Origin of the sequence: Nostoc sp. CCY 9925 (genome assembly GCF_963920935.1) — a bacterium.
Taxonomy (GTDB): domain Bacteria; phylum Cyanobacteriota; class Cyanobacteriia; order Cyanobacteriales; family Nostocaceae; genus Nostoc.
The window spans coordinates 109,612-123,594 of record NZ_CAWUDO010000008.1 but is presented as its reverse complement, the minus strand read 5'-3'; the positions used below and the strand labels follow the sequence as shown (position 1 = coordinate 123,594).

Annotated in this window: 13 protein-coding genes; all 13 read left to right on the top strand. The window is 35.7% G+C overall.

Translation table 11 applies throughout. The annotated features are described in order from the left end of the window. Positions 1 to 14 precede the first annotated feature (14 nt). The 13 genes from ACM0OY_RS06895 (at position 15) to ACM0OY_RS06835 (ending at position 13,920) form a co-directional block, all read left to right on the top strand. Positions 15 to 1,253, top strand: a complete 1,239-nt coding sequence (locus ACM0OY_RS06895) for a glycosyltransferase family 4 protein (RefSeq protein WP_414568118.1) — start codon at positions 15 to 17, stop codon at positions 1,251 to 1,253. A gap of 94 nt (positions 1,254 to 1,347) precedes the next feature. Further along, complete coding sequence (locus tag ACM0OY_RS06890) at positions 1,348 to 2,535, top strand: glycosyltransferase (RefSeq protein WP_414568117.1); 1,188 nt, start codon at positions 1,348 to 1,350, stop codon at positions 2,533 to 2,535. A 5-nt stretch (positions 2,536 to 2,540) separates the two neighbouring features. After that, positions 2,541 to 3,281: a methyltransferase domain-containing protein gene (locus tag ACM0OY_RS06885; RefSeq protein WP_414568116.1), complete on the top strand. Its 741-nt coding sequence runs from the start codon at positions 2,541 to 2,543 to the stop codon at positions 3,279 to 3,281. Positions 3,282 to 3,319: 38 nt separating this feature from the next. Further along, positions 3,320 to 4,258, top strand: a complete 939-nt coding sequence (locus ACM0OY_RS06880) for a glycosyltransferase family 8 protein (RefSeq protein WP_414568115.1) — start codon at positions 3,320 to 3,322, stop codon at positions 4,256 to 4,258. A 59-nt stretch (positions 4,259 to 4,317) separates the two neighbouring features. Further along, positions 4,318 to 5,337 (top strand): hypothetical protein, encoded by a 1,020-nt coding sequence (locus tag ACM0OY_RS06875; RefSeq protein WP_414568114.1) that lies wholly within the window; start codon positions 4,318 to 4,320, stop codon positions 5,335 to 5,337. A 159-nt stretch (positions 5,338 to 5,496) separates the two neighbouring features. Beyond that, positions 5,497 to 6,360 carry a glycosyltransferase family 2 protein gene (locus ACM0OY_RS06870; protein WP_414568113.1) on the top strand — a complete coding sequence of 288 codons (864 nt, stop codon included), beginning with the start codon at positions 5,497 to 5,499 and terminating at the stop codon, positions 6,358 to 6,360. A gap of 5 nt (positions 6,361 to 6,365) precedes the next feature. Next, entirely contained in the window at positions 6,366 to 7,331 is a 966-nt protein-coding gene (locus ACM0OY_RS06865; protein WP_414568112.1) for a hypothetical protein, read from the top strand. Positions 7,332 to 7,383: 52 nt separating this feature from the next. Beyond that, positions 7,384 to 8,166 carry a glycosyltransferase family A protein gene (locus tag ACM0OY_RS06860; RefSeq protein ID WP_414568111.1) on the top strand — a complete coding sequence of 261 codons (783 nt, stop codon included), beginning with the start codon at positions 7,384 to 7,386 and terminating at the stop codon, positions 8,164 to 8,166. A gap of 79 nt (positions 8,167 to 8,245) precedes the next feature. After that, positions 8,246 to 9,031, top strand: coding sequence for an FkbM family methyltransferase (locus ACM0OY_RS06855; protein WP_414568110.1), 786 nt, complete (start codon positions 8,246 to 8,248; stop codon positions 9,029 to 9,031). Positions 9,032 to 9,057: 26 nt separating this feature from the next. Further along, positions 9,058 to 10,185 carry a glycosyltransferase family 4 protein gene (locus ACM0OY_RS06850; protein ID WP_414568109.1) on the top strand — a complete coding sequence of 376 codons (1,128 nt, stop codon included), beginning with the start codon at positions 9,058 to 9,060 and terminating at the stop codon, positions 10,183 to 10,185. Between the two features lie 15 nt (positions 10,186 to 10,200). After that, complete coding sequence (locus tag ACM0OY_RS06845; protein WP_414568108.1) at positions 10,201 to 11,316, top strand: glycosyltransferase family 4 protein; 1,116 nt, start codon at positions 10,201 to 10,203, stop codon at positions 11,314 to 11,316. A gap of 10 nt (positions 11,317 to 11,326) precedes the next feature. Further along, the gene (locus tag ACM0OY_RS06840; RefSeq protein WP_414568145.1) at positions 11,327 to 12,667 is read left to right on the top strand and encodes an O-antigen ligase family protein; all 1,341 of its coding nucleotides are present in this window, start codon (positions 11,327 to 11,329) and stop codon (positions 12,665 to 12,667) included. A gap of 59 nt (positions 12,668 to 12,726) precedes the next feature. Then, complete coding sequence (locus ACM0OY_RS06835) at positions 12,727 to 13,920, top strand: glycosyltransferase (protein WP_414568107.1); 1,194 nt, start codon at positions 12,727 to 12,729, stop codon at positions 13,918 to 13,920. Positions 13,921 to 13,983: the final 63 nt, after the last annotated feature.

Sequence of the window (13,983 nt, the reverse complement as noted above, 5' to 3'; positions counted from 1 at the left end):
ACTAAACAAACTTCATGAATGTATTGCACATTAATCAATCTGATATTGGTGGAGGAGCAGCGATCGCAGGCTATCGGCTTCACCAAGGTTTACTTAAACAAGGGATTAACTCAAAGCTCATGGTCGGTTGGGTGGAAACTGATAGCGAGCTTGTTGCTGCTGTTTCTCGTAAGTATCGTTTAGAAAATCAATTATCCCGCGTTACTAATAGCTTGGGATTAAATTATCTCAATTTAATTAGTACATTTGATATCTTTAAACATAATTTCTATACTCAAGCAGATGTGATTAATTTCCACAATCTGCACACAGGCTATTTTAACTACTTAGCTATTCCTGGATTAACTGAAAGTAAACCGGCGATTTTTACTCTCCATGATATGTGGAGCTTTACTGGACATTGCTCCTACAGTTATGATTGCGATCGCTGGCAAAGAGGCTGCGGTGAGTGTCCTTATCCGGAAACTTATCCAGCGATCGCTAGAGATAATACCCATATAGAATGGAAACTGAAAAACTGGGTTTATAGTAAATCTCATCTGAGCATAGTTACTCCCAGTCAATGGCTAACGGAACAAGCAAAAAAGAGTATGCTGAGCCGTTTTCCAATTTATTACATTCCCAATGGTATTGATACAGATGCTTATCAACCTCTAAATGCAGAAAAATGTAGGGAGATATTAGGTATTCCAGCAAATAAAAAAGTTTTGATGTTTGGCGCACATCTCCTTCAAGAGTCTCGAAAGGGTGGAGACTTGCTTGTCAAAGCTCTACAAAATTTGCCTGAAGCTTTAAAATCAGAAATACTATTACTCATTTTGGGAAAGGCAAGTGAGAAATTTGGCGATCTAGAAGGAATACCAACATTAAAACTTGGGTATGTAAGTAGCGATCGCCTCAAGTCAATAGCTTACTCTGCGGCTGACTTATTTATTTTTCCTACCCGTGCTGATAACTTACCTTTAGTATTACAAGAAAGCATGGCTTGTGGTACACCAATGATTTCCTTTAAAGTCGGCGGTGTACCTGAGTTAGTGCGTCCAGGAATTACTGGTTACTTAGCTCAGTTAGAAGATACACAAGACTTATCTAATGGTATAGTTCAATTACTTGAAGATAGCCAGCTACGGCAGAAAATGGGTGAAAATTGTCGGGCGATCGCTTTACAAGAATATACTCTTGACTTACAAATTCAAAGGTATCTGCAATTATATCAGCAAGTGGTTGGTAAAATTATAAATACTATTAAATAAATATAATTTTAAATTAATAAAAATGCAAAAAATACTATTAGTAGACTTCGCGTTTGTAGGATCTCAAGGAGGAGGTCATCTCGAAGTTTATTTCATGAATATTTTATCAATTTTAATTAAAAATAACTATTTTGTTTATGCTTGCTGTGGCAATAACCAAAAACTTAGAGAAAATATTGACCAGGAAAAACTGAACAATTGCGAAGTAATCGATCTCAATATCAAACCTATAGATAAAATTCTTTACAAACTTTTGTTGACTATTGATTCTTTTGCACCGAAACTGCGGATGCTCCAGTATTTTCGCTTTGCTTCTTTAATTAATTTAATGAACGTTAAAAGACTGATTAAAGATTTAGACCAGCAGATACCAGTGTTTTTTACACATGCTGATTCTATAATGCCAGCAGTTCCCACATTCATTTCCCATTTCTTTATGCCAAGGCAATGGGTTGGTTTATATGTTCAACCTTCCTATCAATCTAAAATACAATGTGGTTTAGAAACAAGTAGGATTTATTTCAATAGAGAGAAAAATTTTGCTTTACCATCTTGTAAAGGCATTATGGTTTTGCACCCAATTTATCAAAAATTTTTCTCTAAAACAATTAAAGAGCTAACTTGTTGTTTTCTTCCAGAATTAGTTAATAACAACCAATTAGTGAGAACAACTATCAACACAGAACTTTTACAACAAATTAAAGAAAATGCCCAAGGCAGAAAAATTATCTCGATTTTAGGGATTTTAACTTCTAGAAAAAATCTGCCTTTATTTCTGGAATCAGCTGCAAAACTTGATTGCCAAAAATATTTTTTCCTGGTTTTAGGAGAACTCAGACTAACTGAGTTAAACACTAGAGAAGAAGATATCAAAACAATTGAACTTTATAAAAGTAAATTAAAGCACAATTCTTACATAGACCTTGATTATTATATAAGTAACGAAGAAGAATTTGATACCTTCATTAAATTATCTGATCTAGTATTTTTGCATTATCGTCGTCATCCTTTCAGTAGCAATATCCTGATTAAAACGATGGCATATCGTAAACCAGTTATTGTTAGTAAAGGTTATATTATGGAAAAAACTGTCAACCAATATAATTGGAGAAGTGTGACAGATAATAATCCCGAAGAGATAGCACATTGTATTCAAGAATTGGTACATACCAATTACAAAATTGATGAATCTAGCTATTCATTGTTCATGGAAGATTACTCCCCAGAACGCTTTCAATCAGTTATTATTCAAGCTTGTAGTAATTTCAATAAAGAAAATTAAATAAAATGAAAAATCAACACCTTTGGAAGGAAACAAAATTTTCAGTATCAAATAATCAACTTACAGTTAATAAACGCAATCCAGATTTTAATGCAAGTGGTTGGATTTTTGCTGAATCAACAGCAAGAGTTTATGGACAATACTTACCCCTTTATGTCAAAGGTGATTTATTAGATTTGGGATGTGGAATGTGTCCTTTATATGGGCTATACAAAGATTTAGCGAATTCTTACTACTGTATAGATTGGGAAAATTCGCTTTATCCTAATCCTTATGCCGATTTATTCTGTGATATTAACAATTCCATCCCTCTTGCAGATAACTCATTTGATACAATAATTCTTTCTGATGTACTAGAACACATAGCCGAACCAAAGCTTTTACTCCAAGAAATTTATCGCCTCTTAAGAAAAGATGGTGTAGTGATTTTAAACGTACCTTTTTTTGAACGTATTCATGAATCACCTTATGATTTCTATCGTTATACAGAATTCATCCTCAAGGAAATGATTGCATCAATAGGGTTTAAATTAGAGTTATTTGAGGTTGTAGGTGGCGCTATTGAATCTTGGTCATATATGACTGCTAACCTTTCCACATATTTACCTGTAATCAAAAGAATTGTGCCTATAATGCTTTTTTATTTTGTTTTGCAATTGAAGAAGAGTAATTATATACGTAAAAAATTCCAAGTTTTGGATTCATTGTATCCATCAGGCTATTTTTATATTGCCAGAAAAGTATAACATTGATTAATTTTTTAAATGCTTAAAGGTCAAATCAAGTGAAAGAAAAAACTTCTATTTTGCTGGCAGCAGATGAGAATTATTCTCGCTACTGTGCAGTCACAATACTTTCAATATTAGAAAACACATCTAAACCAGAGAAATTTGAATTTTATATTCTTTCACCAGATATTTCTAGAGAAAATCTTCATAGAATTCAACAAGTTTGCGCTCAGTATGACGCTACAGTATTAATCATTCCAATCGATCTAAAATTATTCAAGTATTTACCTGCTTTTCAAAAGCATTTTAACCTGAATAATTATTCACGGCTTTTTGGCCCAAACCAATGTCATAACTGCGAACGAATTATATATTTAGATTGTGATATTATTGTTCTAGGGGATCTGAACGATTTGTTTAAATATGAATTAAAAGGTAAACCAATTGGTGCTGTTCCTCATGTACAGCTACCTTATGAAGATACTTTTCGAAAAAACTTTCATATTAATGATGAAGATATTTATTTTAATTCGGGGGTGATGCTAATTGATACTATTTCTTGGCGGAACAAACAATATGGCGAAGTTGTTTTAGAATTCTGTTTAGAAAATGCTAGTAAGTTACATTTTGCAGACCAGGATGCTTTAAATGCAATTTTTTGGAGAAATTATTGTCATTTGCCAGGGGTTTGGAATGTAGAAGCACGGCTTTATAAAGAGAAGTTGTTAGGTTTGCCTGAAAATGAAGAGATAACTGAACGAATGAAAAATCCCAAAATTATTCATTATACAGGTTCAGATAAACCTTGGTTATCTCAAAATTATGTACCTATGCGCCATCTCTACACTTACTACAGTCAACAACTGTCTCAAAGATTCTCTTGGCTTCCATCTAAACAAGAACCTCAGAAAAATACAATTCAATCTATATTGAAGTTTGCATGGTCATGTTTATATTTTCGTGCGAGTTATAGTTTTAGGAAGATTGTATCGTAATTGACTTTTAGTTTGTTTTTATAAGAGTATTTTTATCAATTATTTTTTGTTTTAAAATTATGATTTTGCCAAAAAATGCTAGCAATGAGACTTTCAAGCTGTTAAAAATGAGCTTAAAGTTTGGATTAAATTTAGTCGGTGGCAACTTCCATATTGGAGAATTTAAAGAAACTAAAGTTTCCTTTGTTGAAGATAACTTACCAAATTTTTACGGAGACAAAGAAATTCTCAAAGGACAACAAGTCAATGATTATATTTATAATCTTTTGGATCGAGGAGAGCCATTTTTCTTAGGAAGATGGGGAACAGTAGAATATGAATGTATTCAACATTTTCTCAAACACATTCCTTGGTACGAAAAACGTTATAACTCTCGTTTGAGATTAATCATAAATAATCCTGCTGGCTTTTTCCCGACTACGAAATCAGAGTATATTGAGAGGTTCGCTGAAACATATTTACGTGCTTCTTCTGCAATAGATGTCATGGGTTTATTAGGATTACCTAATGAAGAAAAAGTTATTTCAAATGTTTGCCCAAAAGCCACATATATTAAAATGTTAGATATTGAACCTTGGCATTACGAAAATCCGTGGTCACAAAAGCTCAAAGGTAAGCGAGTTTTAGTTGTTCATCCATTTGCTGAAGATATTAAAATGCAATATGTAAATCGTAAGTTATTATTCAATAATCCTAATATACTACCAGACTTTGAATTAAAAACAATACGTGCAATTCAGCGTAATTCACTTGAACAAGATCAATTTGATTCATGGTTTGAAGCATTAAACTTTATGAAGGGAATGATAAAAGCCACAGAGTTTGATATTGCATTACTTGGCTGTGGAGCCTACGGTATTCCATTAGCTGCTTTTATCAAAGAAGAACTTCAAAAAACTGCAATCCATTTGGCTAGTATAGTACAATTACTTTTTGGTTTGAGAGGACGACGCTGGGACAAAACTGAGAATGGTCGTTTAGATCATTTATTTAACGAATACTGGAAGTATCCAACAGATAATATAGGAAGAATTACTCCAGATACTAAATTAAGTGATGCAGATATTTACAGCCAATAAACTCTCTCATCTAATTTTTGATTGCAGGTAATTATTGCCTTAGAAAAAGTAATTAAAAATTAATTTAACTTTTTTGTATTGCTTACTCAGCATTTAAATGTTAATCAAAAACTTGGAAGCGGTACTAATCCTCTATGAAGATGGACTTAAATATGATTTATGGTTGAAAAAAAAAATGATGCCAAAAGTTTTCTTGAAAAACAAATACCGTTCGAGCAATTGTTACCAAAAATTTCTGTAATTACGGTAAGTTATAATAGGATTGAGGGATTACGCGAAACATTTGCTAGTATTAATTCTCAGACATTTAGAAATATAGAATATATTGTCATTGATGGGGGTTCACACGATGGAACAGTGAACTTATTACAAGAGAATGATGGCAAAATCTCTTATTGGGTGAGCGAAAAAGATGCTGGAATTTATGATGCCATGAACAAAGGAGCCTTAGCGGCTACCGGAGACTGGATAATTTTTATGAATTGCGGCGATAAATTTTTTGCAGAGGATACACTGGCTAATGTCGCCAAATATCTTAATAATTCAGTGGATGTTGTTTATGGCAGAACCGAATATATTCTTAATGATAAATATGGATATCATACATATCAACGCCAGCCATATGACCTGTCTATAATATGGCGTGAAATACCTACTTGTCATCAGAGTATTTTTGTTAAAAGAGAACTACAAGTTAAATATCCCTTTGATACGTTCTTGACTTGGTGTGCAGATCATGATTTCATGGCTAAAGTTTACGTTGGTGGCTATAAGTTTCAGGAAATTCCCGTAGTTATTTCTAGATTTGACGTTTCAGGAGGAGTCTCTAGAGATATATTGAGCTTTACTAAAGAGCGTTGGTCTATTTGTAGAAAATACTTTGGCAAATCTTTGCAGCAAGAATTGTATTTTGTTAATGAATACAAAAGTTTTTGGTTGCAGAAAAACATCATTAGTAAAATACGTGAAATGCTTCCTAGTGAATGGATTCTTACTTTACGTAAATATAGAAAATTATATTGATTAATATGGCTCATTCTAAAAATATTGGAGTCTATTTTTCAGCGAATGATGCAGTTTATGAATGGACGATCGCTTTTCTCAACAGCTTCAGAACCTTCAACCCCGATTTACGCCTGATTCTGATTCCTTTTAACGAACAGTGCGATCGCTTACTAAAATTGAGCGATAGTTACAAATTTGAAGTATATACTGATTCATCTTTTTCGCGACTGGAAGCGATCGGTCAAGCATTTGAGCTAGGTTATACCCCTACTGGCCCCTATTGGTTCAGACGCTATGCATCTTTTTGGGGGCCACTAGAGTATTTTATGTACTTAGATGCTCGGCAAATTGTGTTAGCAGATATTAAACCATTTATTGAAGCAATAGAAACTTTTGGTTTTGACTTTCTACATTATGACTGTGCGATCGATCAAGTTTACGAACAAGGAACATTTCGGCAAGAATTATTAAAGGAAAGACGAGGGCGTGGGTTTAACTCTGGTCGTTGGGCTTCCCGAAAAGGACTATTTTCAATAGAAGAGTTTGAGCAACTAGCAGAGAACGCGTTGAAAATACGTAACCAACTCAACCCCCGAAATACAGATCAAGCTTTCATTAACTATTGCTGCGATATGAAACCCTTATGCTACGGGCATTTTGCAGAAGTAATTGGAGGTATTTGTCAAAACGGGTGGGCACGTCAATCAGGTAGTATTTTTCAGGATAACGGTAAATACTTTCTGTGGAATTATGGCAGTTTAGACCATAAAAAACAAGTTATTCTCCTACATTGGGCAGGATATAAACTAAATTCTTTGATGCCTAATAGAAATTTATTTGATAAATTTTACTTAAAAAAACAATCTTTTTTAAAATCTTGTATATCTTATTTATATACAACGTTAGATTATTTATGGAGAAATACTTTAGAAAGTTTGCGGCAAAATCGCTCCATTAATAGTACATATCATCTTTTTATAAAAAAATAATTTAAGTCTATTGCCTGATTACAAAAACAATTATTGAAGCCGTATTTATACTATGCAATCACCCATTCTCACTTTTATTGTTCCCTTGAAGAGTCCAAAAGTTAGTAAAGACTGGTCTCTTGTCTCTCGCCTTTGTTCCCAAACATTAAATAGCATTCTTCGACAAACTTGTCCTGACTTAAAAATAATTTTAGTCTGCAATGAACCACCACAAAATTATCCTCAAGATTCAAGAATAGAAATAGTAACTGATTCTTTTCCGATTCCAAAAAATACTGGAGAAGTATATCTTGACATCAAACTTAAGGTCAAACGAGGTATGGTTGCCTGCAAAGGTTTTGGCCAAGGATATGTAATGCGGATGGATGCAGATGATTTTATTCATCAAGAACTTGTCAGTTTTGTGAAAAAGAATTATGGCTCAAATGGATGGTATTTTCCCAAAGGCTTTGTGTATCAGGAAGGGATACAAAGGATATATCTACGCAACGACTTTTATTGCTGGTCAGCCTCCTCAAATATTGTATGGCTAACTGAAAAAGATTTACCCAAGTCTATGGAAACTCCAGATGATGAGTTTTTTGTAGATTTATGGGAGCATTTAAAAATGAAGAAAGTTTGCGAACAATTAGGAAAGCCATTACAGCCCATGCCATTTAGAGCAGCAGCTTACACTATTGGACATTCTGAAAGTATTATGCTTCACTCACTTGCTAACTGGCGTTCTGTGAAGAAATTAATTTGGCGGACAGTTAATGCTAGACCATTAACACCACAACATATTGATAATTTTGGATTTGAATATTTTTCAGAGATGATAGCGAATGTTCATTAAATGATGAGACAATTATTTCTGGTGTAGAAATACATAAAGCTGTTATCTAAAAAATTAAAATATCAAAGGAATATTACATATGGGAATTAATTTAGTTTATATTCAAATACTCACATTGTTACGTTTAATCTACTTCTACAAGTTTGCTGGTTTAAGTATCTTTTTTAAATTAATTGGTAAAAAAGGATTGGCAGAAATTCAAATTCCTGCTAATAAACAAAAGTTTTATCTCCGGAAAGGAACGTCTGATATTGCTGTATTCGTATCAATTTATGCTTTTAATGAATTTAAATCAGATTTTTCAGTTTCGGAAAAAGGTGTAATTCTTGATTTTGGCGCCAATATCGGAATTTCAACAGCGTACTTTGCTGAAAAATATCCTCAAGCCTTAATTATTGCATTAGAACCTTCTTTAGCAAGCTTTGAACTCTTAAAGAAAAATACTCAGTCTTACGACAATGTTATTTGCTTACAAGCAGCTGTATGGAAAGAAAGCTGTGAATTATTTTTACAAAACCCTGAAGATGAAGATTGGGCTTTAAGATTTGGTGAAAGCAAAAACAGTAGTAGCAATTTAGTCCAAGCTATATCTGTTAAAGACCTAATGCGACAATATAATATCAATAAAATAGATATTATGAAAATCGATATAGAAGGTGCTGAGAAAGATTTATTTTCTGGAAATTTTCAGGATTGGATTCATTCAGTAAATACCTATTTAATAGAGTTTCATGATGCAATATTACCAGGATGTAGCAGTGCATTCTACCGAGCACTGGGCACTGTTGACTTTGTTCAAAGTATACTTGGAGAAAAGGTTGTAGTTCAATTATCCCCTTCAGCCGTTAGCTCATTGGTCAATTAGCTAAACTTTTATAGTGAAATTTATTTGTGAAATTAGTTGCTTATATTCATCCTATTCGCACATACTTACCTTGTACGGGAGTAGGGCGGCATATAAATCAGATATTGCTTGGACTTGCACAGCAAAGTGGAGTTGAGTTAGATCTGCTTTTCTCACAACAGTGGTTGGAAAGCGACGGTAAGCTTAACCCACGCTGTCCCTTACGCGAACTACCCAAGCTTACTTTTCCTGGACTAGAAAATCCCACTGAGCGGACATGGAAACTATTTGGCTATCCTCGCATGGATAAATATTTGCCAGAACAGACAGACTGGCTTTATGCGCCAATGGAAACTTATATCCCAGTGTCTAAATGCCCAGTTGCTGTTACAATCCATGACGTACAAGCATTTGAAACAAATTTGCCTTGGTCGCGTACTTTGCAGCATCAATGGTTTGGCTATAAGTGGGGGCGTTGGGTACGTCGTGCTTTATCTGAATGTCGGGTGGTTTTTACTGTTTCAGAATTTTCCAAGCAACGGATGGTGGAATTATTAGGAGCCGATCCGCAAAAGATTGTAGTAGTTGGAAATGGCGTTGAGCAGTCTTTCTTTGATATTGCGTCATTTAATTCTTTAGATTTAAAGCCACCGATGGAAGCACCTTACACTTTAGTCATTGGTGGTTTGCGTCAAAAAAAAGGAGGCGATTATGTTCTTGGTGTTGCAAAAGCTCTCCTTGAGCGCAAAAGTAATTTAAAAATTCTTGTCGCTGGTGAATTAGAAACTGATTACATTGAAGCAGCTAAAGCTCACTCTAATATCAGCTTGTTGGGCATGGTTTCCGACGAAGATCTACCCGGATTATTACGCCAAGCATCATCACTTTTGTTTCTTTCTCTCTATGAAGGGTTTGGGATGCCAGCCCTAGAAGCAATGGCTGTAGGGACTCCAGTAATTGTTTCTAATAGAGCTTCTCTTCCTGAAGTTGTTGGGGATGCTGGGATTGTTGTTAATCCAGAAGAAACTGATGCGATCGCCCAAATACTTATAAACTTAGAAGCAAATCCTCGTCTTGCAAGAGAATATGTTCAACGAGGCCGCAAACATGCAGCAGAACATACTTGGTTACGATGTGTAAACAGGGTAGTAACTGCTTTACAGGAATTTGCTTAACATCAACAAATCCTTATGGCTCTAAAAGTTGTTTTTTGCTGGTCTGATATCTCTGGTTACATGGCAGCCTGCTGGCGAACTTTGCAGCAAATACCAGAAATTGATGTATTTGTCATTGCCTTTCAAGCTCATACTGAAACTGCATTTTCCGATCAATTGATGCAGGGTATTCCCTGCCGACTTTTGGATATAAAAGAAAGACAGGATGCAAATTTAATCAAACGTTTGGTGTTGGCAGAATCTCCAGATGTGGTTGTTCTTTGCGGTTGGTTGCATAAACCTTATCGTCAGTTGGCGTTTGCTTCCGAATTATGTAAAACAGGCTTAGTTATGACTATGGATACCCCTTGGTGGGGTACGTGGAAACAACATTTAGCGCCTTGGTTTCTTCGCTCCTATCTGCAATGTATAGATAGTGTTGTTGTTGCCGGAGAACGTAGCTGGCAATATGCTTCACGTCTAGGAATTGAACCAGCAAATATAGCGCATGGAGTTTATGGTATTGATTATGATGTTTGGTCTCCATTGTGGGAACAACGCTTTAAGTCCCAATGGCCGCGTTCATTTTTATTTGTTGGTCGCTACGTTCCGGTTAAAGCAATTGATGTGCTTGTAGAAGCTTACCAAATTTACCGTTCTCAAGTATCTAATCCTTGGACTTTGGTATGTTGTGGACAAGGAGCATTGGAATCACATCTTGAGGGAAAACCAGGAATCGAGAATCGAGGATTTTTACAACCATCACAGATGCAAGCAGTATGGCGCGAGGCAGGAGCTTTTATTTTGCCCAGTCGATTCGATCCTTGGCCGCTAGCTTTAGTTGAAGCTGCTGCGGCTGGGTTACCTATTATTTGTACTGATATCTGTGGTTCTGCGGTTGAAGTAATTCGACCTTGGTATAATGGTTTAACCGTACCCAAAGAACAGCCAAAAGCTTTAGCTAAGGCAATGCTAACTTTACACCAATACTATTCTGAGTTACCAAATTGGGGAAAGCGATCGCAACAATTAGCAGCCCCTTACGCTGCCAATATCTGGGCAACTCGTTGGCAGGAATTGTTACACGATGCACACCAGATGAAAACAGTTAAGCAAAATATCAGTAATCTCACTACTCAAAATCTGGCATGAATTTTCAAGCATGAATTCAGATCCTATTAGCAAACTTCTTGCCCTGATCTTTAGTCCTTATAGCATATTTGGTATTGTCATTGCTGTTTTCATATTGGAAAAAGCTAGACACTCCCGGCGTTTAGCTTGGCTATTATTCGGTATTTGCTGTTATGCAACTTCCTTAGGAAAATTTCAGGATGAGTGGATAACCGAACCACCACCTTTAGTTTTTCCGTTACAACAATTGCGCGACATGGGTCGCCCCCTCACCATAGTTCTCCTTGGTTTGCTGATCGTACTGGGAATGCAAACACACAATGGATGGCGGCGAATAATTATTCCACAGCCAGTATATTACCTGATCGCATTTCAGGTAGCAGTTTTTTTTAAGATTCTAGTTTATGGTGACGTAGCTTTTGCCTTACTTGCGCTAATTACATTTGGGGCAATTGTACTGATGTTTAAGTTAGGACCTTCTCGATGGTTGCAGGATGAATATAATTTCCGCTTAGGTGTTTGGTCACTGGCAATGACTGGTGTCATCTTTGCTATTGTCTGCGCTTATCAAGGAAGATTTGATATGTATGCAATGACCTTTGTGCAAGGAAGATTCCTGGGAACTACTGGTAGTTCACAACATGCAGCGGCTCTGTTAGCAGGTACTATTCCCTGCTTCATGTTTCTCATTGAAAGCCACACAAAATGGGACTGGATAAAAGCTTTTTGGATAGCTATTTTACTTGTTGTTGCATATTTTTTATTTCTCACAGCTTCTCGCACTGGCGCAATTATGGGAATTAGCTCGATTTTATTTTTCTATCGTAATAGAGCTGGTTCTTTACTACGCTTGGGCTTATTTGTTGGTGTTTTGTTGGGTGTAATTTTTTGGTTCATCAGTCCAGATCAGATTACCCAAAGCACACCAGCAAGCAATAGGTTCATTTCCGGTGGAAACACACGTGAAGGAGCTTGGGCTGGTATGTGGGAAGGCTTTATGAGTAACCCAATTTTTGGTTCTCCGTTGGAGGGAGGACGTTTGGTTTTTGGAGAAAATTCTTGGTTAGCTGCTGGAGACACTACAGGATTGATAGGATTTATACCTATAGTGATGATGGGGCTAGGATGTTTGAAGATGATGTTTGAACTTCATAAATTAAGTAATACAAAATCTATTTATTTTTTGCATAGTAGTACTGTTATAGCTGGCTTGGTAGGTCTTTTAGCAGGAAGTTTTTCAGAAGCTATTCTTTTGGGGAATTTATCTTTTCCTGTCTTTTCATTACTGATGTATTTATCACTAGGAAAGTATTTACTAGATTTGGATCGTATGCAGAATCACTATTTATCTTGGCAAAAAAGTCAAATTTAAGATTGAAAAATAAAATTTATTTATATGTATAATTATTTTTAGTCTTTGATTGATTACTAATGAAAATTCTCCATGTTATTCCTTCTATCACAAAAGTGCGTGGTGGCACGAGTCAAGCTGTTTTGGACATGGTAAAGGCATTACAAATAATTAATGTGAATGCCGAAATTGCCACTACTAACGACGATGGTGATAACTTACTTGATGTTCCGCTTGGCAAGCGCATTCAGTACAATCATGTTGCAGTTTGGTTTTTCCACCGCTTTTCACCGAATATCAAAGCCGTCAGAGAATATGCCTTCACTGGTGAGTTGACACAATGGCTTTGGCAAAATATTTCTCAGTATGAGCTTCTACATATCCACGCTCTTTTCTCATATCCATCAACGATCGCAATGGCGATCGCTCGGATCAAAAATGTTCCGTACATAGTCACTCCACATGGTTTACTATGTGAGTGGTCTTTACAACAAAGTACGCGTAAAAAGCAAACCTACCTTAGACTCATAGAACAAGCAAATCTTGACAGCAGTCAAACGATCCACTTTACTTCCGAGAAGGAACAGCAAGAAGTGTCGTTACTTGGACTGCACAAACCTAATTTTGTCTTACCTCTGGGAATATCTTTACCAAGCAAAATTTCTGATGCTCGTCAGCGTCTGCGGCAACAGTTTAACATTCCCCAAGACGAACCTGTGATTTTGTTTTTGTCTCGCCTGCATTATAAAAAAGGTTTAGAGTATCTGATTCCGGCTCTGAGCAAACTGACTCACCATCGTTTTACTTTTATACTTGCAGGTAATGGCACTCCAGATTACGAAGCTCAAATAGAATCTTTGCTGGTTAAGAGTGGATTGCGCGATCGCACCCTTGTTGTGGGATTTGTCGAAGGCCAAACAAAAGATATATTGATGCAAGGTTCTGACCTTTTTGTTCTGACTTCTCATTCGGAAAACTTTGCTGTCTCTGTTTTAGAATCATTAGCTGTAGGCGTTCCTGTTTTGGTGACTCCTGGTGTCGCCTTAGCTTCTGTTGTCAAACAAAACCAACTAGGTTACGTTCCAGACTTGGATATAGCAGCGATCGCCCAGGCTTTAGAACATTACTTTAATAATACTCAAACCGCCCAAAAAATGGGTGAGCGAGCTCGTCAACTTATATCTGAAAAATACACTTTAGAAAAAACAGCCTTGCAAATGCAACAAATTTATCAAACTGTTCTCCAGAAAGAATTTCTTCCTACTTTTCTGTAAAAAATCTTGAGCAATTTATATTTATAAACCTAGATAAATGAATTATTGGCTCGAAGTTTATAG

Bases quoted from the DNA above. Each gene is read 5' to 3' on its own strand.
- ACM0OY_RS06895 (WP_414568118.1), top strand. From the start codon at position 15: ATGAATGTATTGCACATTAATCAATCTGATATTGGTGGAGGAGCAGCG.
- ACM0OY_RS06890 (WP_414568117.1), top strand. From the start codon at position 1,348: ATGAATATTTTATCAATTTTAATTAAAAATAACTATTTTGTTTATGCT.
- ACM0OY_RS06885 (WP_414568116.1), top strand. From the start codon at position 2,541: ATGAAAAATCAACACCTTTGGAAGGAAACAAAATTTTCAGTATCAAAT.
- ACM0OY_RS06875 (WP_414568114.1), top strand. From the start codon at position 4,318: ATGATTTTGCCAAAAAATGCTAGCAATGAGACTTTCAAGCTGTTAAAA.
- ACM0OY_RS06870 (WP_414568113.1), top strand. From the start codon at position 5,497: ATGGTTGAAAAAAAAAATGATGCCAAAAGTTTTCTTGAAAAACAAATA.
- ACM0OY_RS06865 (WP_414568112.1), top strand. From the start codon at position 6,366: ATGGCTCATTCTAAAAATATTGGAGTCTATTTTTCAGCGAATGATGCA.
- ACM0OY_RS06860 (WP_414568111.1), top strand. From the start codon at position 7,384: ATGCAATCACCCATTCTCACTTTTATTGTTCCCTTGAAGAGTCCAAAA.
- ACM0OY_RS06855 (WP_414568110.1), top strand. From the start codon at position 8,246: ATGGGAATTAATTTAGTTTATATTCAAATACTCACATTGTTACGTTTA.
- ACM0OY_RS06845 (WP_414568108.1), top strand. From the start codon at position 10,201: ATGGCTCTAAAAGTTGTTTTTTGCTGGTCTGATATCTCTGGTTACATG.
- ACM0OY_RS06840 (WP_414568145.1), top strand. From the start codon at position 11,327: ATGAATTCAGATCCTATTAGCAAACTTCTTGCCCTGATCTTTAGTCCT.
- ACM0OY_RS06835 (WP_414568107.1), top strand. From the start codon at position 12,727: ATGAAAATTCTCCATGTTATTCCTTCTATCACAAAAGTGCGTGGTGGC.